The 17,542-nt window shown below is 72.6% G+C and carries 16 protein-coding genes; 10 read left to right on the top strand and 6 right to left on the bottom strand.

What is annotated here, in order from left to right:
• On the bottom strand, nucleotides 1-806 hold an 806-nt coding region (gene gnd / locus Q1K57_RS02490), incomplete at its 3' end, for a phosphogluconate dehydrogenase (NAD(+)-dependent, decarboxylating) (protein WP_300078648.1).
• Nucleotides 807-888: 82 nt separating this feature from the next.
• On the opposite strand from gnd, the gene Q1K57_RS02485 reads away from it, so the two are divergent.
• From Q1K57_RS02485 to Q1K57_RS02475, 3 genes are all read left to right on the top strand, one after another.
• Nucleotides 889-2,844, top strand: coding sequence for a cytochrome c oxidase assembly protein (locus Q1K57_RS02485; RefSeq protein WP_300078646.1), 1,956 nt, complete (start codon nucleotides 889-891; stop codon nucleotides 2,842-2,844).
• Nucleotides 2,841-5,111, top strand: coding sequence for a heavy metal translocating P-type ATPase (locus Q1K57_RS02480; RefSeq protein WP_300078644.1), 2,271 nt, complete (start codon nucleotides 2,841-2,843; stop codon nucleotides 5,109-5,111). Before Q1K57_RS02485 ends, Q1K57_RS02480 begins: the two co-directional genes overlap by 4 nt.
• Before the next feature lie 217 nt (nucleotides 5,112-5,328).
• Nucleotides 5,329-5,640: a hypothetical protein gene (locus Q1K57_RS02475; RefSeq protein WP_300078642.1), complete on the top strand. Its 312-nt coding sequence runs from the start codon at nucleotides 5,329-5,331 to the stop codon at nucleotides 5,638-5,640.
• A 1-nt stretch (nucleotide 5,641) separates the two neighbouring features.
• On the opposite strand, the gene Q1K57_RS02470 is transcribed toward Q1K57_RS02475, so the two are convergent.
• Entirely contained in the window at nucleotides 5,642-6,901 is a 1,260-nt protein-coding gene (locus Q1K57_RS02470) for an MFS transporter (RefSeq protein WP_300078639.1), read from the bottom strand.
• Nucleotides 6,902-7,200: 299 nt separating this feature from the next.
• Between Q1K57_RS02470 and Q1K57_RS02465 the strand changes: the two genes are divergently transcribed.
• Together Q1K57_RS02465 and Q1K57_RS02460 are read left to right on the top strand one after the other, a co-directional pair.
• Complete coding sequence (locus Q1K57_RS02465) at nucleotides 7,201-7,698, top strand: PTS transporter subunit EIIC (RefSeq protein ID WP_300078637.1); 498 nt, start codon at nucleotides 7,201-7,203, stop codon at nucleotides 7,696-7,698.
• A gap of 44 nt (nucleotides 7,699-7,742) precedes the next feature.
• A complete protein-coding gene (locus tag Q1K57_RS02460; RefSeq protein ID WP_300078634.1) occupies nucleotides 7,743-8,720 on the top strand; it encodes a Gfo/Idh/MocA family oxidoreductase in 978 nt (325 codons plus the stop codon).
• Here Q1K57_RS02460 and Q1K57_RS02455 read toward each other — a convergent pair.
• Nucleotides 8,707-9,816 carry an AMP-binding protein gene (locus tag Q1K57_RS02455; protein WP_300078631.1) on the bottom strand — a complete coding sequence of 370 codons (1,110 nt, stop codon included), beginning with the start codon at nucleotides 9,814-9,816 and terminating at the stop codon, nucleotides 8,707-8,709. The genes Q1K57_RS02460 and Q1K57_RS02455 overlap by 14 nt on opposite strands.
• Before the next feature lie 10 nt (nucleotides 9,817-9,826).
• Nucleotides 9,827-10,765, bottom strand: a complete 939-nt coding sequence (locus Q1K57_RS02450) for a 1,4-dihydroxy-2-naphthoyl-CoA synthase (RefSeq protein WP_300078629.1) — start codon at nucleotides 10,763-10,765, stop codon at nucleotides 9,827-9,829.
• A 59-nt stretch (nucleotides 10,766-10,824) separates the two neighbouring features.
• On the opposite strand from Q1K57_RS02450, the gene Q1K57_RS02445 reads away from it, so the two are divergent.
• The 4 genes from Q1K57_RS02445 (at nucleotide 10,825) to Q1K57_RS02430 (ending at nucleotide 14,813) form a co-directional block, all read left to right on the top strand.
• A complete protein-coding gene (locus Q1K57_RS02445; RefSeq protein ID WP_300078627.1) occupies nucleotides 10,825-12,030 on the top strand; it encodes an isochorismate synthase in 1,206 nt (401 codons plus the stop codon).
• Nucleotides 12,027-12,980 (top strand): o-succinylbenzoate synthase, encoded by a 954-nt coding sequence (locus tag Q1K57_RS02440; protein WP_366525323.1) that lies wholly within the window; start codon nucleotides 12,027-12,029, stop codon nucleotides 12,978-12,980. The genes Q1K57_RS02445 and Q1K57_RS02440 overlap by 4 nt, the downstream gene beginning before the upstream one ends.
• A complete protein-coding gene (gene menD / locus Q1K57_RS02435; RefSeq protein WP_300078625.1) occupies nucleotides 12,977-14,527 on the top strand; it encodes a 2-succinyl-5-enolpyruvyl-6-hydroxy-3-cyclohexene-1-carboxylic-acid synthase in 1,551 nt (516 codons plus the stop codon). Before Q1K57_RS02440 ends, menD begins: the two co-directional genes overlap by 4 nt.
• A gap of 85 nt (nucleotides 14,528-14,612) precedes the next feature.
• On the top strand, nucleotides 14,613-14,813 hold the full coding sequence (locus Q1K57_RS02430; protein ID WP_300078623.1) for a hypothetical protein: 201 nt from the start codon (nucleotides 14,613-14,615) through the stop codon (nucleotides 14,811-14,813).
• Between the two features lie 137 nt (nucleotides 14,814-14,950).
• On the opposite strand, the gene Q1K57_RS02425 is transcribed toward Q1K57_RS02430, so the two are convergent.
• Both Q1K57_RS02425 and Q1K57_RS02420 read right to left on the bottom strand, forming a co-directional pair.
• On the bottom strand, nucleotides 14,951-16,189 hold the full coding sequence (locus Q1K57_RS02425) for a glycosyltransferase (RefSeq protein ID WP_300078621.1): 1,239 nt from the start codon (nucleotides 16,187-16,189) through the stop codon (nucleotides 14,951-14,953).
• A 3-nt stretch (nucleotides 16,190-16,192) separates the two neighbouring features.
• Nucleotides 16,193-16,717, bottom strand: a complete 525-nt coding sequence (locus Q1K57_RS02420) for an acyl-CoA thioesterase (RefSeq protein WP_300078618.1) — start codon at nucleotides 16,715-16,717, stop codon at nucleotides 16,193-16,195.
• A gap of 60 nt (nucleotides 16,718-16,777) precedes the next feature.
• Here Q1K57_RS02420 and Q1K57_RS02415 point away from each other — a divergent pair, with 60 nt between their 5' ends.
• Complete coding sequence (locus tag Q1K57_RS02415; RefSeq protein WP_300078616.1) at nucleotides 16,778-17,371, top strand: hypothetical protein; 594 nt, start codon at nucleotides 16,778-16,780, stop codon at nucleotides 17,369-17,371.
• The last annotated feature ends 171 nt before the right edge of the window (nucleotides 17,372-17,542 follow it).

Genomic DNA, 17,542 nt, shown 5'->3' with positions numbered 1-17,542 from the left:
TCCTGCTGGCTGACGAACCGGGCGAACAGGGCAGCCGAGATCGTCGGCACGGGTACGCCCAGGTCGACGGCTGCGTTGACCGTCCAGCGGCCCTCGCCCGAATCGGCGGCGTAGCCCTCGATCTTCGCCAGGTGCGGGTCGGCGTCCATCGCGCGCACCATGAGGTCGAGCAGCCAGGAGCGGATGACGGTGCCCTCGCGCCAGCTCTCGAAGACCTCGGGCACGTGGGTGACGATGCCGGCCTGCTCGAGCAACTCCCAGCCTTCGGCGTACGCCTGCATGAGACCGTACTCGATGCCGTTGTGCACCATCTTCGCGAAGTGACCGGCGCCGACCTCGCCCGCGTGCACGAAGCCGAACTCGCCCTCGGGCTTGAGCGCCTCGAAGATGGGCATGACGTGGGCCACGGCGTCATCGTCGCCCCCACACATGAGCGCATAGCCGTTCTCGAGGCCCCACACGCCCCCGGAGACCCCGCAGTCGACGAACCGGATGCCTCGGGCGCCCAGCTCCTGGGCGTGGCGGGCGTCGTGGGTCCACTTGCTGTTGCCGCCGTCGATCACGATGTCGCCCTCACCGAGGTGGGTGGCGAGTTCGGCCAGGACGGCGTCCGTCACGTCGCCCGCCGGCACCATCACCCACACCACCCTGGGCGTCTCGGTGAGCTGCGCCACCATGTCGGCCTGGTCCTTGGCGTCGGAGATGTCCGGGTTGCGATCGAAGCCGATCACGGTGTGCCCGGCACGGCGCAGCCGCTCGCGCATGTTGCCACCCATTTTGCCGAGGCCGATCAGTCCGATGTGCACTGCCACTTCCCCTTTCACCGAAGGGCCACCCGGGCGTGGATGACGCGATCAGCCTAGCTCCCCGGGATCGTAGACTCGCGGTGTGCCTGTGACCACGACCGCGCCCCGCACCCGTTCGTCCTCGCCCAGCGCGGGGACGCTCGTGGCCGTCGCCGGCGTCGTGGTGGCCGCGTACGTGTTCTGTTGGTTGGTCGGCCTCGACCTCGGCGTCCGGCCGCCGCTGCCCGCCCGCATCCAGGCGGACGGACTGACCGGACTCGCCTCCCTGCTCGCCGACCTCACCGCCCGCCTCGCCGCGCTCGTCTCACTCGGGGCGCTCGCGGGCCACGTGGCGTTCGCGCGCCTCCCCCGGCTGCTGCGGGTCGCCGGCCGCGCCGGGCAGGTGTGGTTCGTCGCCGCGCTGTTGTGCACGGTCACCAACCCGGCCTATGTCAACGGGCTCCCCATGGGCACCGTCATGCCACCCGCCAACTGGTGGACCTTCCTGCTCGCCACCCCGTCCGCGCTCGCCTGGTTCGCCTCCGCCCTCGTCGCGATGGGGGTGGTCGCGGCGGCGTACGCCACCCGCCGCGCCGGGGCACACGCCATCGCGCTCGGCGCCGGCGTCCTCGCCCAGACGTTCGTGGCGGTCACGGGCAACGTGACCGTGGGCCTCAACCACGACTGGGCCACCGACGCCGCCATCGTCGGCACCCTCGCCCTCACGCCGGTCGCGCTCGGCGCCGTCGGCGCGTGGTGCGCCGGCGACCCGGCTGCCGTCCTCCGCTATCACCGCGTCCTACCTCTCCCGGTGCTCGTCGCCGCGGCCGCGCTCGCCGTCGTCACGTGGCAGCAACTCGCCGGCCAAGGCGTCACCACGCAGATGTACGGCATCCCCGTGCTTGGCCTGTTCGGGGTCCTCGCACTGTTGCTGGTCAGCTGGCTCGTGCGGCGGTTCGCCGGCGAGGTGGACGCCGCGCGCCCGGCCCGCGCGGCAGCGTCCGTCGCCCGGGACGTGGCGCTGTTCGTCGCCTGGGCCGGCTTCGCCGCGGCGGAGAACCACATCCCCCCGCCGCGCTTCCTCGAGCCGCAGAGCATCCAGATCAACTACCTCGGCTACGAGGTCGCCGTCGCTCCGACCGTGGGCCGGCTGCTCGGCCTCGCGCGGCCGAACCTCCTCTGGGTGGTCATCGTCGTGGCCGCCATCGCGGCGTACGCGTGGGGCATGGCGCGCGTCCGCGCCCGGGGGGGTGCTTGGCCGGCCACGCGGTTCGTCGCCTGGTGTGCGGCCTGGCTGCTCACGCTGTACCTCGCCGTGAGCGGCCTGTGGGAGTACTCGACGGTGATGTACAGCTGGCACATGGTCGTGCACATGACGGTCAACATGCTGGTGCCGGTGTTCGCCGTGCTCGGTGGGCCGCTGACGCTGATCCGTGCGGCGTCCGGTCCGGACGCCGCGCCCACCACCCCGGGTGGCATCGTCGCCGCGATCGAGGAGAACCGCGCCTGGCAACTCCTCACCAGCCCGCCCGTCGCCTGGCTGGGGTACGTGGCCGGGCTGTTCCTCGTCTACTTCACACCCCTGTTCCCGTGGCTCATGCGCTACCACTGGGCCCACCAACTCATGCTGTTGTTCTTCATGATGACCGGCTACCTCTTCTTCAACCTCATCATCGGCCACGACAAGACGAGTTGGGAGATCCCGCACCTCATCAAGCTGGCGCTCGTCATCTCGATCATGCCGTTCCACGCGATCTTCGCCGTGGGCATCCTGAGCGCGCACAGCCTGATCGGCGCCGACTTCTACGAAACCCTCGCCATGCCGTGGATGACCGACCTGCTCGCCGACCAGAACGTGGCCGGCCAGTGGACCTGGATCCTCGGGGAGGTGCCGCTGTTCATCGTCATGCTAGCCCTGGCCGCCCAGTGGTTCCGGTCGGACGCCTCGGACGCCGCCCGCCTCGACCACGCTGCCGACGCCGGCGAGGACGACTCGTTCGACGCCTACAACGACATGCTCGCCGAACTGGCCCGGCGCGACGCAGAGCGACGGCGATGACCGACCTCGGCGACCTCGCCCAGCGGCTGTCCCCACCGGCGGCGTCCGGGCTCGATCAACGGGTCGAACTGGACGTGTCCGGCATGACGTGCGCGGCGTGCGCGGCGCGCATCGAGAAGAAGCTCAACAAGCTGCCGGGCGTGACCGCGACGGTCAACTACGCCACGGAGCGGGCCGTCGTGCTCGGACTGCCACCCGAGCGGGCACCCGAGGCGGTGAAGACCGTGGTGGACGCAGGCTACGGGGCGACGCCCGTGGTGGAGGGCGAGGAGTCCTCGGGGTACGCCGACCGCGTGCGGATGCTGCGCAACCGGCTGATCGTGGCGGCGTTCCTCACCGTGCCAATCGGCGATGTGGCGATCGTGCTCGCCCTGGCGCCGCAGATGCGGTTCCCCGGGTGGGAATGGGTGCTGCTCGTGGCCGCGCTGCCGGTGGTGTTCTGGTGTGCGTGGCCGTTCCACACCGCCGCCTGGCGCAACCTGCGGCACGGGGCGACGAGCATGGACACGCTCGTGTCGCTGGGCATCCTGGCTGCGTTCACCTGGTCGCTCGTGGCGGTGGTCACCGGCTCGTCGGACGCCTCGGGCTACTGGGTCGGCTACGGCATCGCCCCGGCGGGAGCGGACGCGCTGTACCTCGAGGTGGCCTCGGCGGTCACCACCTTCCTGCTGGGCGGACGCTACATGGAAGCCCGGTCGAAGCGGTCGGCTCGCAGCGTCTTGTCGGCGCTCGGCCGCCTTGCCCCGACGACCGTGCGCGTGGTGCGCGACGGCGTCGAGGAAGTCGTCCCGATCGGGCAACTGAAGGTGGGCGACCGGTTCGCCGTGCTCCCCGGCGAGCGGATCGCCACCGACGGGCGCGTCGTGGTCGGGTCGTCCGCCATCGACACGTCCATGATGACCGGCGAGCCGGTGCCGCGCGAGGTGACCGAGGGCGACGGCGTCCTGGGCGGGACGATCAACACGACCGGGGCGCTCATCGTCCAGGCCGAGCGCGTCGGCGCGCACACGCAACTCGCCCAGATGGCAGCCACAGCCGAGCAGGCACAGGCGCGGAAAGCCCGCGTGCAGACGCTGGTCGACCAGATCGTCGGCTGGTTCGTGCCCGCCGTGCTCGTGATCGCGCTCGTGACGCTCGGGGTGTGGTTCGCGATCGGCGCCGGGCCGCGGATGGCGTTCAGCGCGGCCATGAGCGTGCTGATCATCGCGTGTCCGTGCGCGCTCGGGTTGGCGACCCCGACCGCGCTGATGGCCGGCGTCGGCCGCGGCGGGCAGTTGGGGATCCTCATCAAGGGCCCGGACTCGCTCGAAGCGTCCGGGGTGATCGACACGGTCGTGCTCGACAAGACCGGCACCCTCACCACGGGTGAGATGACGGTCACGGAGGTCGTCGGGTTCGGCGGCGCCGCGTCCGGCGCCGTGCTGGCGGCGGCGGCGTCCGTGGAGGCGTCCAGCGAGCATCCGATCGCACGGGCGGTGCTGCGGTGGGCGGACGCCGAGGGCGTTCGGGTGGTCCCGGCCGAGCGGGTGCAGGCGATTCCCGGCAAGGGGGCTGTCGGGGACGCCACGGGCGTGCGGGTCGCCATCGGGAACCCCGCCCTCATGGCGGAGGCCGGTGCGGTGCTGCCACCGGAGGCGTCCCGGCTGCTCGAGGCGAGCGCCGAGGACGGGAGAACCGCGGTGCTCGTGGCTGCCGGGTCGGCGCTGCTGGGGGCGCTCGTGCTGGCGGACACGATCCGGCCGTCGGCGGCGGGGGCGGTTGCGCGGCTGAGGTCGTTGGGGCTGCGGACGGTCCTGCTGACGGGTGACCATGCGTCGGCGGCGCGGCAGGTGGGCGATGCGGTGGGCGTCGACGAGGTGATCGCTGGCGTGCTACCGACGGACAAGGCGTCGGTGATCGAGCGGCTGCAGGCGGAGGGCCGCCGTGTCGCGATGGTCGGCGACGGCATCAACGACGCGGCGGCGCTCGCGTCGGCGAACCTGGGGCTCGCGATGGTGTCCGGCACGGACGTGGCCATGAAGTCGGCCGACATCATCCTCGTGCGGCGGCACCTGGGCGTCATCGGGGACGCCATCGTGCTCGCCCGCCGGACCCTGCGCACCATCAAGGGCAACCTGGTCTGGGCGTTCGCGTACAACGTCGCCGCGATCCCGTTGGCCGCCCTGGGCCTGTTGAACCCCCTCATCGCCGGTTTCGCGATGAGCCTGTCCAGCGTGTTCGTGGTGTCCAACTCGACGCGGCTGCGCACGTTCGACCCCAGCCGCTAGCCCCCGCCCGGTCCCTCGGCCCGTGGGCTGGGAGGGTCATGCGGTGGAGTGGGTTCCGTGCGCCGGCAGGCGTTCGGTGCTCTCTGTACAGAAGCCGGTGCCTCTCTGTACAGAAAGGTGGCGTTCGAGGCAAGCCGCAGGGGTTCTCGCGCGACCCGGCGCCGCTAGACTGGCCACGACGCCCGGACCAGCCCCGTCGACGACGAAGGGAGACGACATGACCACTCACATCGCCCGCCGCCCGGTCGATCTGGATGCGGCGCTCGACTACTGGTGGGCCCCGCTGGGGGTCCTGGTTCTCATGGTGGTCTTCACTCACGGGGTCGGCGAGTTCCTCACGCCCGCGGACGCGCACGTGCCCGACCACCCCGGCGCGCAGATCTGGGCGGCGCTGTGGATCGTCGCCGGCGTCGGCACGCTGGTGCGGGACCGGCTGCGGCCGCTTCAGCGCCCGGTCACCCTGCTCCTCGGGCTCTTCGCCCTCCAGGCACTCACCACCGGCGCACTGATCGCGGTCACCGCCCGCTGACTCAGACGCGGGCGTCGCGGGTCTCGGGCATCCGCCAGTAGACAGCCGCGGACACCAGGCACAACGCCACCACGATCACCCCGAACACCCAAAACCGGCCGGCAGTCACCGTCGCCGTCGCGACCAGGGGAGCCAATCCGCCGAACACCGCGACCGCGATGCCGTACGGCAACGAGATGCCCGCGGTGCGCACCTCGGGTGGGAACTGCTCGGCCATGACGGCCGCGAGCGAGCCCGCATAGGCCGCGAGGAACACGGCGCTCACCGAGGCCGCCACCGCCACGCTCACCGCCGACTGCCCGATCGACACCAACGGCACGAACGTCAGCGCCGACCCCAGCGCGAAGAACAGCAGCAACGGGCGGCGTCCGAATCGGTCGGAGAGGTTGCCCGACCACGGCTGCAACACCGTGAACACCGCCAGCCCGATCGCCGCGCCCAACTGCGCCGCCGGCACCGGGACGCCCGTGTGCAGCGTCATGATCAACGGCAGCGACACGAACCAGAACTGCACGAGCGCGGTCCCGGCGGCCACCAGCCCGACGACCCGCAGGGCCGCATCTGGATGCTCCCGCAGGACCGTGGTGAGGGGACGCCGCCGGATGCGGTCGGTGTGGCGCAGCTCGGCGAAGGCGTCGGTGTCGGGCACGGTCATCCGGAGCCACAGCCCGATGAGCCCCAACACGGCGCCGACGCCGAAGGCGATCCGCCAGCCCCAGACGCCGAGGAAGGCCTCCGGCAGGGTGGCGAACATAACCGCCGCCAGAGCGGACGCCGCCAGCGTCCCGGCGCCCACGGAGACCTGCTGCCACGAACCGGCCCAGGCGCGGCGCCCGGGCGGGGCGTTCTCGACGAGGAACGCCGAACTGGTGCCGAACTCGCCGCCGGCCGAAAAGCCCTGGACGCACCGCGCGAGCGTCAGCAGCACGGGCGCGAGGACGCCGACCTGCCCGAACGTCGGCAGGACGGCGATCACGGCGCTCGCCCCCGCCATAAGGCCGATCGCGAGGGTCATGCCGGCGCGGCGTCCGTGGCGGTCGGCGTACGAGCCGAGCACGGCCGCGCCCAGGGGCCGGAAGAAGAAGCCGACCGCAAAGATGGCGAACGCGCTGAGGATACGGGCCGGCCGGTCGTCGGTCGGGAAGAAGGAGGCGGCGAAGTAGGGCACGAAGAACGCGTACACCGACCAGTCGAACCACTCCACGAGGTTCCCAACCGTGCCCGCGAACAGGCTCCGCGAGCGCTGCCGCTCGCTCGTCAAGGTGCTGATGGCGTCCCCTCACCGCGCTGAACACGGCCACACTACGCCCGTATGCCCGCGCCCGACCGGCAGCCGGCGGGGCCGAGCGTGGTGTCGCCCGATCCCCGGCAGGGGGGACTTGTCGTGCCTGGGACAACTCGTCCCTCCCAGCATCCGTCGCATGGTCGGGACAATGAAAGGGTGCCTGGCAAGAAGAAGGCACTGAGCGCCTTCCTCAGGGAGTAGCGGGCCTCGGTCACACCGGCGATGGTGGGGCTGCCCACGGATGGCAACCGCCGCGTTCCCGGGCTGCGCCGCAGGTGGGCGGCTCGGGGTCCACCACCCTCGGTCTGTGCCTGATGCTCCTGTTCCTGGCGCGCTCTCAGCAGTTCAAGTCGCTCGGCAAGCTCGCGATCGGGCCCCAGATCTTCACGATCAACGAACCCCTGACCTTCGGCATCCCGATCGTGCTCAACCCGCTCATGGTCATCCCGTTCACGATCGTGGCGCTCGTGCTCACGCTCATGGCCTACGGTTCGATGGCGGTTGGAATGGTGCCTTATCCCAACGGCATCAACATCCCCTGGAGCACCCCGCCGATCATCGCCGGATGCTTGGTATCCGGGTGGCAGGGGGCCTTGCTGAACGTGGTCCAGATCATCGTGTCGGCCCTCATCTACTACCCGTTCTTCCAGGCTGCGGACAACAAGGCCATCGCCGACGAGCGCAACATGGAGGCCGCCCTCGACGAGGAGGCCGCCGCGGTCGTCACCGACGGGCACACCGAGACGTACCCTCCTGAAGCCATCCAACCCTGACACCACGCGCCCGGCCAGCGACGCCGGGCGGAATCGGAGACCCCATGAAACTCGCCATCCTCGGCTCGGGCATGATGGTGCGCGACTTCCTGTCCATCGCCGCCGAGGTGCCCGGCATCCGGCTTCGGTCGATCTTCGGCCTGGAGGCGGTGCGCGGTGAGCTGGACGCCTTGCAGGCCCAGCACGCCATCGAGGCCGTGCACACAGACTACGACGCGTGCCTCGCCGATCCCGAGGTCGACACGGTCTACGTCGGGCTGCCCAACCGCCTCCACTTCGAGTTCGCGCTGCGCGCCCTCCAGGCGGGCAAGCACGTGATCTGCGAGAAGCCGTTCACCGTGAGCCTCGCCGAGTTCGACCAACTCCGGGCCGAGGCGGAGACCCGCGGCCTCGTGCTGGTCGAGGCCATCACCACCCAGTACCTGGCCAACTACCGGGCGATCAAACAGCGGCTGCCGCAGTTGGGTCAACTGAAGCTGATCGAGTCCAACTACTCGCAATACTCGTCCCGGTTCGACGCGTTCCGGCGCGGGGAGGTGCTGCCCGCCTTCGACCCGAAGATGGGCGGTGGCGCGCTCATGGACATCGGCATCTACAACGTCCACCTCATCGTGGGCCTGCTGGGCCGGCCCCAGGCGGTGGCCTACTCCGCCAACATCGAGCGCGGCATCGACACCTCGGGGCTGCTGGTCCTCGACTACGGCACCTGCAAGGCCGTCTCGGTCGGCGCGAAGGACTGCCGCAGCGCACCCCACTCCAACATCCAGGGCGAGCTCGGTTCGATCCTCCTCCAAGGGCATCCCAACCTGTGCGAGCGCTTCACGGTCTCGCTCCACGGGCAGGACCCCGAGGACGTCGACGCCAAGGTCCACCCGCACCGCATGGTGGAGGAGTTCATGGCCTTCGAGGCGATGATCGCGAACAACGACCTGGCCGAGCGCGACGCCCGCCTCGAGCACACCCGCGCCGTCCTCGAAGTCGTGACCGAGGGGCTCTCGGACGCGGGGGTCACGTTGGGTTGAGGCGCTCGCCTGCCCACGCACGGAGCCGGAGCAGGTCGACCTTGCCCGAGAACGTCGACGGCCACGCGTCCGGATGCACGAGCAGCTGCTTGGGGCGTTGGGCGCGCTCCAGCGTGCGGCAGGCGGCGCGGAAGGCGGCCTCCTCCACGGGCGTCTGGCTGATCGCGACGAGCCGGTCCCCCCACTCGGGGTCCGGGAAGCCGACCACCACGAGCGGCACACCCAGCAGCGACTGCAGCCGCGCCGCCACCTCGCCGGGGTTCACGTTCACCCCGCCCGTGATGAGCACGTCGTCGAGGCGGCCGTGCACCTCGAGCCGCCCGTTGGCCCACGTCCCGCGGTCGTTCGTCACCAGCCAGCGGACGCCGTCGGCGTCCGTCTCGAAGGGCTGGCGCTCGGTGTCGAGGTAGCGCGTCGCGAGGATCGGCCCGGCGAGGCCGATGCGGTCTCCCGGCGTCCGCACCCGCACCCCGTCGAGGGGCACGCCGTCGTAGACGCAGCCGCCCGCCGTCTCGGTCATGCCGTAGGTGGTGACGATGCGCAACCCCGTGGACGCCGCGCGCTCGGCCGTCGCGGGGTCGAGGGCCGCTCCGCCGACCAGGACGGCGTCGAACGCTCGCAGCGGTGCCGGATCGGACGCCAATGCCCGCACGAGTTGCGTGGGCACGAGCGACAGGTAGTGCGGGACGCCCCGGCGCAGCCCGGCGTCCAGCGGCTTCCCCGCCTCGTGGACCACCGGCTCGATGCCCGCCCGGACGCTCCGCAGCACCACCTGGAACCCCGCCACCGCCGTGGTCGGCAGCGACGTCACCCACTGCCCGGGCCCACCCAGGCGCGCCAGCGTGGCGTCGGCGGACGCCGCGAGCGCCGCCAGCGACAACCCCACGAGGTGCCCCCGCCCATCGGTGCTTCCCGACGTGCGGAGGACCACGTCGATGTCGTCCAGCGCCTGCGTGATCCGCCGCGACGACCCGGCGAACTCCTCCCGGTCGGTGGTCAGCAGCAGCGGCCCGGTGCGCCGCCCGGTGAGCGCCGCCCACAGCGCGCCGACGGCCTCCGCATCGACGCCGCCGCGGACGAACCGCACCGCACTCATCAGAAGCCCCTCAGAAGTAGTACGGGAAGCCGGACCAGTTCGGTTCGCGTCGCTCCAGGAACGCATCCCGCCCCTCGACGGCCTCGTCGGTCATGTAGGCCAACCGGGTCGCCTCGCCGGCGAACACCTGCTGCCCAGCCAGCCCGTCGTCGGCCAGGTTGAAGGCGAACTTGAGCATCCGGATCGCCTGCGGGGACTTCGTCGCGATGATCCGGGCGTACTCGAGCGCCACCTCTTCGATCCGTTCGTGGTCGGCCACCTCGTTGACGATGCCCCAGCGCTCGGCGTCGGTGGCCGAGTACTCCCGCGCGAGGAAGAAGATCTCGCGCGCCCGCTTGTCGCCGGCCTGCCGGGCGAGCAGCGCGGAGCCGTAGCCCGCGTCGAAGGAGCCCACGTTCGCGTCGGTCTGCATGAACCGTGCGTGCTGCCGCGAGGCGATCGAGAGGTCGCACACCACGTTGAGCGAGTGGCCGCCGCCGGCCGCCCAGCCCGAGACGACCGCCACGACCACCTTCGGCATCGTCCGGATCAACCGCTGCACCTCCAGGATGTGCAGCCGCCCGGCCCGGGCGGGGTCGATCTGCTCGCGCCGCTGCTCCAGCGAGGCCTCCGGGTCCGCCCCGTCGCTCTCGTAGCGGTAGCCGTCGCGCCCCCGGATGCGCTGGTCCCCGCCCGAGCAGAACGCCCACCCACCGTCCTTGGGCGAGGGGCCGTTTCCCGTGAGGATCACGGTGCCCACGTCGGAGGTCATCCGGGCATGGTCGAGTGCCCGGTAGAGCTCGTCGACCGTGTGCGGCCGGAACGCGTTGCGCACCTCGGGCCGATCGAACGCGATGCGCACCGCCGGCACGTCGGCCCCAGCCGCGTCGATCGCCCGGTGATAGGTGATGTCGGTGAAGCCGAAACCTTCTACTGTGCGCCAGCGGGACGGGTCGAACGGGTTGCCCATGGCGCCCCACCCTAGACCCCGCACCCGCACTGAGACCGGCCCCGGTAGGGTGGCTCCTCGTGACACCACGGGTTCGGCGCGAGGCGTTCGCCACGTCCGTTCGTCGCGGCACGCCGCTGGTCTGGGCCACGGGCGCAGGCGACGACCTGCGCGCTCTTCTCGGTTGGGGGGAGCGATTCCGGGCCACGGCATCCGGCCCCGAACGGTTCACGGCGCTCGCCGACGCCTTCCGCGCCTTCGCCGCCCAGTCGGCCGGCAGCACCGACGATCCTCACGACCTCGTCGCGTTCGCGACGCTCACGTTCTCCCCCAACTCGGACGCCGCCTCGACGCTCGTCGTGCCGCAGGTGCTGGGGCGGTGGTCGCGCGGCGTCCTGACCGTCCCCGACGGCGCGGAGGTGCCCGACCCAACCGCGCCCGCCGAGTTCGAAGAGCTCGACCTGCTGCCCGGCGACCTCACCCGCGAGCGCTACCGCCGGGCCGTCGCGACCGCCGTGGCCCGCATCGAGGCGGGTGAGTTTGCGAAAGTCGTGCTCGCCCGCGACCTGGAGGCGGCCGGCCCCGATCCTGTCGACGTGCCCGCCGTGCTCACCCGGCTGCAGCAGGCCAACCCCGACTCCTTCACCTTCCACGTCGACGGCCTCGTCGGCGCGAGCCCCGAACTGCTCGTGGCCCGCCGAGGCCCCACCGTCATCTCGCGCGCCCTCGCGGGCTCGGCCCCCGTCACCGGGGACCCGCAGCAGGACGACCAGTTGGCCGAACGCCTCGCGCACTCGGCCAAGGACCTGGAGGAGCACCGCTACGCCGCCCATTCGGTCGCCGATCGGCTCGCCACCCTCGCGGACGTCATGGTCTCTTCTCCCTCTGTCTGGCGCCTCACGCGGATCATGCACCTCGCCACCGACATTTCCGGCACGCTCCGCCCGGACCACGCCCATCGCTCCGCCCTCGACGTCGCCGCTGCCCTCCACCCGTCCGCGGCTGTGTGCGGCACCCCGACCGAGGCGGCGGCGTCCGTGCTGGCCGAGTTGGAGGGCTTCGACCGCGGCCGCTACGCCGGACCCGTCGGCTGGCTGGACGCCACCGGCGACGGCGAGTTCGCGCTCGCCCTCCGGTGCGGGCAGCTTTCGCCGGACGGCCGGTCCGTCCGCCTGTACGCCGGCGGCGGCATCGTCGCCGACTCGGTCCCCAGCGCCGAACTCGCCGAGACGGCCCAGAAGTTCCTGCCCATGTATGAGGCCCTGTCCCCGGTGGCCCGGCCGTGATCCGCGTCTACTCGACGCCGTTGCGCGCCCGCTTCCGCGGCCTGACGAGCCGTGACGGCGTCCTGCTGCGCGGCCCGGCCGGCTGGGGCGAGTTCTCCCCCTTCTGGGACTACGACGACGCCGAGTGCGTCCCGTGGCTGCGCGGCGCCGTGGAGGCGGCCACGCTCCCCTTCCCGGACGCCCTCCGCGACCGCGTCGCCGTCAATGCCACCGTGCCTGCCGTCGACCCCGCGACCGCCCACCGCATCGTCGCCACGTCGGGCTGCTCGACGGCCAAGGTCAAGGTCGCCCAAGCCGGTCAAACACTCACCGACGACCTCGATCGCGTCGCCGCCGTCCGGGACGCCCTGGGCCCCGCCGGCGCGATCCGCGTGGACGCCAACGCCGCCTGGTCGCTCCCGCAGGCCGCCGACGCCCTCCCCCGCCTCGACCGTGCCGCGGGCGGCCTCCAGTACGCCGAACAGCCCGTCGCGAGCGTCGCCGACCTCGCCCGCCTCCGCAGAACCGTGACCGTGCCCCTCGCGGCCGACGAGTCGATCCGCCGCGCCGCGGACCCACTCGAGGTCAAGCGCCGGCAGGCCGCCGACATCGTCGTCCTCAAGGTGCAGCCGCTGGGCGGCGTCCGGGCCTGCCTCGAGCTCGCCGCCGCGATCGACCTGCCCGTCGTCGTCAGCTCAGCGCTCGAGAGCTCTGTCGGCATCGCCCAGGGCGTCGCCCTCGCTGCCGCCCTGCCGGGCATCGAACTCGCCTCCGGCCTCGCCACCGTGCGGTTGTTCGAACGCGACGCCGCCCCGAGGCCGCTCCTGCCTGTCGACGGGTTCCTGCCCGTCGGCCGCGTCGAGCCACGTCCAATGGAGCCTCCGCGGGGGGAGCCGGCGGCGGCTTGGCTCGGTCGCCTCGACCGTGTCGCGGCCCTGGCGGGCCTCGACCTGACGGAGGTGCTCGCATGAGTTCCACGGCGACGGCTCGGGAGCTGGTCTCCCAGCTCGTGGCCAGCGGCGTCCGCGACGTGGTCGTCTGCCCCGGCTCGCGTTCCGCGCCGCTGGCCTACGCCCTCGCGGACGCCGCGTCCGCCGGCTGGCTGCGCACCCACGTGCGCGTGGACGAGCGGACCGCGAGCTTCTTCGCGCTCGGCCTCGCCAAGGCCACCGCGCTCACGGACGCCCCCCGCCCCGTCGCCGTCGTGACGACCTCGGGCACCGCCGTGGCGAACCTCCACCCAGCTGTTCTGGAGGCGTCGCACGCCGGCATCCCGCTCGTCGTGGTCTCCGCCGACCGTCCGCACGCGTGGCGCGGCACGGGCGCCAATCAGACCACCATCCAGACCGGCATCTTCGGCCAGTCCGCGCGCGCGTGCGTCGAGGTCCCCGCGGGGGCCGACCCGACGGCTCTCCGCGGTCAGATGGCCCGGCTCGCCGCGGGCGCGCTCGGCACGCTCACCGGCGACCCCGGCCCGGTCCACCTCAACGTGGGCTTCGCCGACCCCCTCGTGCCCGACGCCCCCTGGAGCCTCTCCGCCTCGCCCGCACCCCTCGCCGTCCAGAACGCCACCGCCCCCGACCCCACGCCCCTGCCGGCCGGACGCCGCACCCTCGCCCTCGCCGGCGATGCCGCCGGCGCGGACGCCCACGCCCTGGCCACTGCCGCCGGCTGGCCCCTGCTCGCCGAGCCGTCTTCGGGCGCCCGCCTCCCCGGCGCGCTCGCGCACTACGTCGCCCTCCTCGCCGACGGCCTCGCCGCCACGGCGGAGCGCGTGGTGGTTTTCGGTCACCCCACCCTCAGCCGGCCGGTGTCCCGCCTGCTCGCCCGCTCCGATGTCGAGATCGTCGTCGTCACTCCCACGGCCCGCTGGACCGACGTCGCCGGCACCGCTGCGCAGATCACGCGGGCCATCGCCCCGGCCGCGCCCGCGGCGTCCGACCTCGCCTGGCTGCACACCTGGCAGGACGCCGACGCGGCGGTGGCCGCCCGTTTCGAGCCGTCCCCGATCCAGGCCGCTGCCCGGGCGGTCTGGGCGACCGACGGGTGGCTGGTGCTGGGGTCCTCGAACACCATCAGGGCGTTCGACGCGGCCGCACCCGGTGCCGAGCGGGCCACCCGCGTCGTCGCCAACCGCGGACTGGCCGGCATCGACGGCCTCATCTCCACCGCGCACGGGCTGGCGGCCGGGCTCGGCGTTCCCGTGCGCGTGGTCCTCGGCGACCTCGCCTACCTCCACGACGTCGGCGGTCTCGCCCGTGGTGTCGAGGAGCCGGAGGTGGATCTGCAGGTGGTCGTCCTGAACGACGCCGGCGGCGGCATCTTCGCCACCCTCGAGCACGGCGCCGCCGACCCTGCCCTCTTCGCCCGCTACTTCACCACCCCGCAGCGCCTCGACGTGGTGGCCGCCGCCCGTGCCCTGGGGGCCACGGCCGACCGGGTGGACGTCTCCTCCCTGGCCGAAAGGCTGAGGGCGCCCATCGTTGGTCGGAGTGTGCTCGACGTGAGGATGGCTTGACCCTCCCCGGAGTCATCCCCGCGGAGGAGCAGGCCTGTGCCTTCGGCGGATCCGCCGCCCCTGCTCCGCTCACTAGGTTCGAGTCATGACGACCGTCCCCGCCCCCCGCCCCGCCTCCATCGGTTGGGGTTGGGCGCTGCTCTCTGTGGCTGCGCTCAGCCTCGCCATCGTCCTGGCGATCCTGTCGCCGGAGCCCATCGGCTGGTTCGCGATCGGCGCGCTCGTCCTCCAGGGCCTCTACGCTGCCGCCCGCAGCTTCCGGCCCACGGGCTCCTCGCGCTCCTGACGCCGCGGGCGTCCCTCAGACCGTCAGCAGACCCACGGCGGACGCGGCCATTCCGCTGGCGCTCGGATGCGGCTGGGTGACCACGCTCATCACCGACACCGAACCGGCGAAGGCGCCGCTCGCCCAGCCCGGGCGGACTAGACGAGGCGGAGGCGCTCGAGGGCCGCGAGGGTGACGGCGACGCCGTCCTCGTCGCGGACCCGCTCCCCCACCTCGGTCGCCCCCCGGCGATGCTCTGCTCGCTCGAGGGCGACGAGGAGGCAGGCGAGGCGAGCGGCCGTGAGGCGCTGGATACGGACCGGCTCGGGCCCGACGCCCAGGGAGTGCAGGCGCCAACCGTGGTAGGGCTGGTCGACGCCGAACGGAACCGCCACGCTCGGCACACCGGCGGCCAGACCCGCGTGCGTGGTGCCGGCCCCGCCGTGGTGGACGACACCGGCCAGGCGCGGGAACAGCCAGTCGTGCGGGACGCTGCCGATCGCGAGCACCGCGTCCGTGATCGGCCCGGGCGCGACCCCCGGGATCGCCGGGGTGACGATGCGGCGTCCGGACGCCGTCGCCGCGGCCGCGATGAGGTCGAGCTCGCGGCGGGTGGAGAAGAGCCCGAAGGAACCGAACCCCACATAGCTCGCCGGGCCGGCGTGGAGGAAGGCGGCGAGCTCGGCGTCCGGAGCCAAGGCGGACGCCGGGGGCGCGAGCCAGCCGGTCTGGTGGACGCCTCCGGCCCAGTCGGGGGCCGGCGGGACGACCACCGGACTGGCGGCGACGAGGGTGGGGTGGGTGTCGGCCGCCTCGGTCTCCCGGGCAGCACTGCGCCGGGGCAGGCCGAGCCGGCCTCGGATCGTGTGGGTGAGCGCGGGGGCGACGTTGGTGGCCAGGATCCAGTTCTGCCGCGCACCCCAGCGGTCGTAGGGTGGCCAGCCGGTGAGCCAGCGGTGGAAGTAGAAGCTCTCGGGGCGCGTCGTGGGGGCCTGCCCGGTGTAGACCACGGTCGCCATCTTGACGCCGTGGGCCTCGGCGACGGCGGTGGCGACGCCGCGGGCGAGGTTCCCGGCCAGCACGAGGTCGTCGCGGCGGACGGTGGCGAGGACCGCGTCGGCGAAGGCGTCCGCCAGGCCGGCGCCCCACCGCCGGAGCAGCAGGGCCTGGCCGGGCGGCGTCCCGCCGAGCAACTCGCGCGTGGGCGTCCGGCGCATCGCGTCGGCGACGCTGCCGGCCACGGGGACGTAGGCGGCGCCCAAGCCGGCGGCCAGCGGTGCGTACTCGGAGAGGCCGACGACGCGGGCCTCCACGCCGGCGCGCGCCAAGGCGGCGGCCAGGACCGCCATCGGCTGCACGTCGCCGCGCGAGCCGAGGCCGAGGAGGACGACGCCCATGGTTCAGCGGGCGGAGGCGGGGATCTTGGTGGACTCGGTCCAGCCGTGGAGCCAGTCGGGCAGCTGGAGGTCGGGGTAGCCGCCCGCGAGTTCGGCGAGCTCGTCGTGGTCGACCGACCCCCCGGACTGCTTGAGGAACCGGGCGCGCACGACGGCGTGGGCGTAGACGACGTCGCCGGAGGTGAACGTCTGTTCCATGAAGACCCAGCGGTCGTCGAAGCCGAGCACGGCCGTGCTTAGCTCGAACGCCTGGCCCAGGTTGAGCGATTTGCGGTAGGTGATCGTCTGGCCGGCGACGACCGGATACCAGCCCTGTTCGCGCACCTTTGCCCAGAAGCCGGAGCGGAGCATCAGGTCCATGCGGCCGAGATCCATGAGGGACAGGTACTTGCCGTTGTTCATGTGGCCGAGCACGTCGAGGTCGCTCGGGACGACGCGGAACGGGGTGACCGCCGTGTCCCACAGGCCGAGCGGCTCGCGCTTTCGCCAGCGCAGGAACAGCAGCAGGAGGCGTCCGAAGAGATTCACGGACGCCAGCGTAGGGTGTTGCGCACGCTCGGCCGGGGCGTGGGGATGCCACGATGAGCCATGGCCCCGCTCTCCCTCGCCGTCGTCGGCGTCCTCGTGGTGGTGCTCGACCTCAACGTGGGCTCCTTCGACGTCCTCTTCGACCCCGTCGGCTACGCCGTGGTGGCGCTGGCTGCGCACCGGCTCGTCGCGGTGCATCCGGCGTTCGTGCGTGCCCGTGCGGTGGCTTGGGTCGTGGCGACGACGACCCTGCTGGGCGCCTTTCTGCGCCACGCAGACGCCGGCGGCGTCGTGACCGAGAACCCCCTCGTGATTCTGGTGGAGACGCTGGTGCAGGCCGGGCTGGTCGTGCTCTTCTGCACCGCGCTCGAGGAACGCTCGACGGACGCCCGCGTCACCGCCCCCGCGAGCACCCTGCGCCTGGCACTGCCGGTCGCGATCGTCATCACCGGCTTGTTGAGCCTCGCCGTCGCCTTCCCCCTGAGCACCCCCGATCTCGCCATCACACGTGTCGCCGGGTGGGGGCTGTTGTTGTTGCCGCTGCTGATGATCACGGTCGTGCTGGCGGTCTGGTTTCTGCGGGTCCTCAGGCGCGCCACGCCCGATCCCCGCTTCGCGGGGCGGCGAACGGTCGAGCGCGTCTCGGTCTCCTAGGACGCCGCCGCTGCGGCCCGGGCGGCGCCTGTGGTGCCGCCCTCGTTGCCACCTGCGCCCCAACCCTCCGCGCGTGCGAAAGGGCCCGCCCTCACCGCTGACCGGTGTGGACGGGCCCTTTCGTGCCGGTGGAGCTAAGGGGATTCGAACCCCTGACCTTCTCATTGCGAA

Origin of the sequence: Propioniciclava sp. (assembly GCF_029977985.1) — a bacterium.
GTDB lineage: Bacteria > Actinomycetota > Actinomycetes > Propionibacteriales > Propionibacteriaceae > Propioniciclava.
The sequence above is the reverse complement of the archived record's forward strand: the minus strand, read 5'-3'. Positions and strand labels throughout refer to the sequence as shown.

Excerpts from the sequence above, each read along its gene's own strand:
- Q1K57_RS02450 (WP_300078629.1), bottom strand. The coding sequence starts at position 10,765 with ATGGGCAACCCGTTCGACCCGTCCCGCTGGCGCACAGTAGAAGGTTTC.
- Q1K57_RS02430 (WP_300078623.1), top strand. The coding sequence starts at position 14,613 with ATGACGACCGTCCCCGCCCCCCGCCCCGCCTCCATCGGTTGGGGTTGG.
- Q1K57_RS02425 (WP_300078621.1), bottom strand. The coding sequence starts at position 16,189 with ATGGGCGTCGTCCTCCTCGGCCTCGGCTCGCGCGGCGACGTGCAGCCG.
- Q1K57_RS02480 (WP_300078644.1), top strand. The coding sequence starts at position 2,841 with ATGACCGACCTCGGCGACCTCGCCCAGCGGCTGTCCCCACCGGCGGCG.
- Q1K57_RS02455 (WP_300078631.1), bottom strand. The coding sequence starts at position 9,816 with ATGAGTGCGGTGCGGTTCGTCCGCGGCGGCGTCGATGCGGAGGCCGTC.
- Q1K57_RS02415 (WP_300078616.1), top strand. The coding sequence starts at position 16,778 with ATGGCCCCGCTCTCCCTCGCCGTCGTCGGCGTCCTCGTGGTGGTGCTC.
- menD (WP_300078625.1), top strand. The coding sequence starts at position 12,977 with ATGAGTTCCACGGCGACGGCTCGGGAGCTGGTCTCCCAGCTCGTGGCC.
- Q1K57_RS02460 (WP_300078634.1), top strand. The coding sequence starts at position 7,743 with ATGAAACTCGCCATCCTCGGCTCGGGCATGATGGTGCGCGACTTCCTG.
- Q1K57_RS02475 (WP_300078642.1), top strand. The coding sequence starts at position 5,329 with ATGACCACTCACATCGCCCGCCGCCCGGTCGATCTGGATGCGGCGCTC.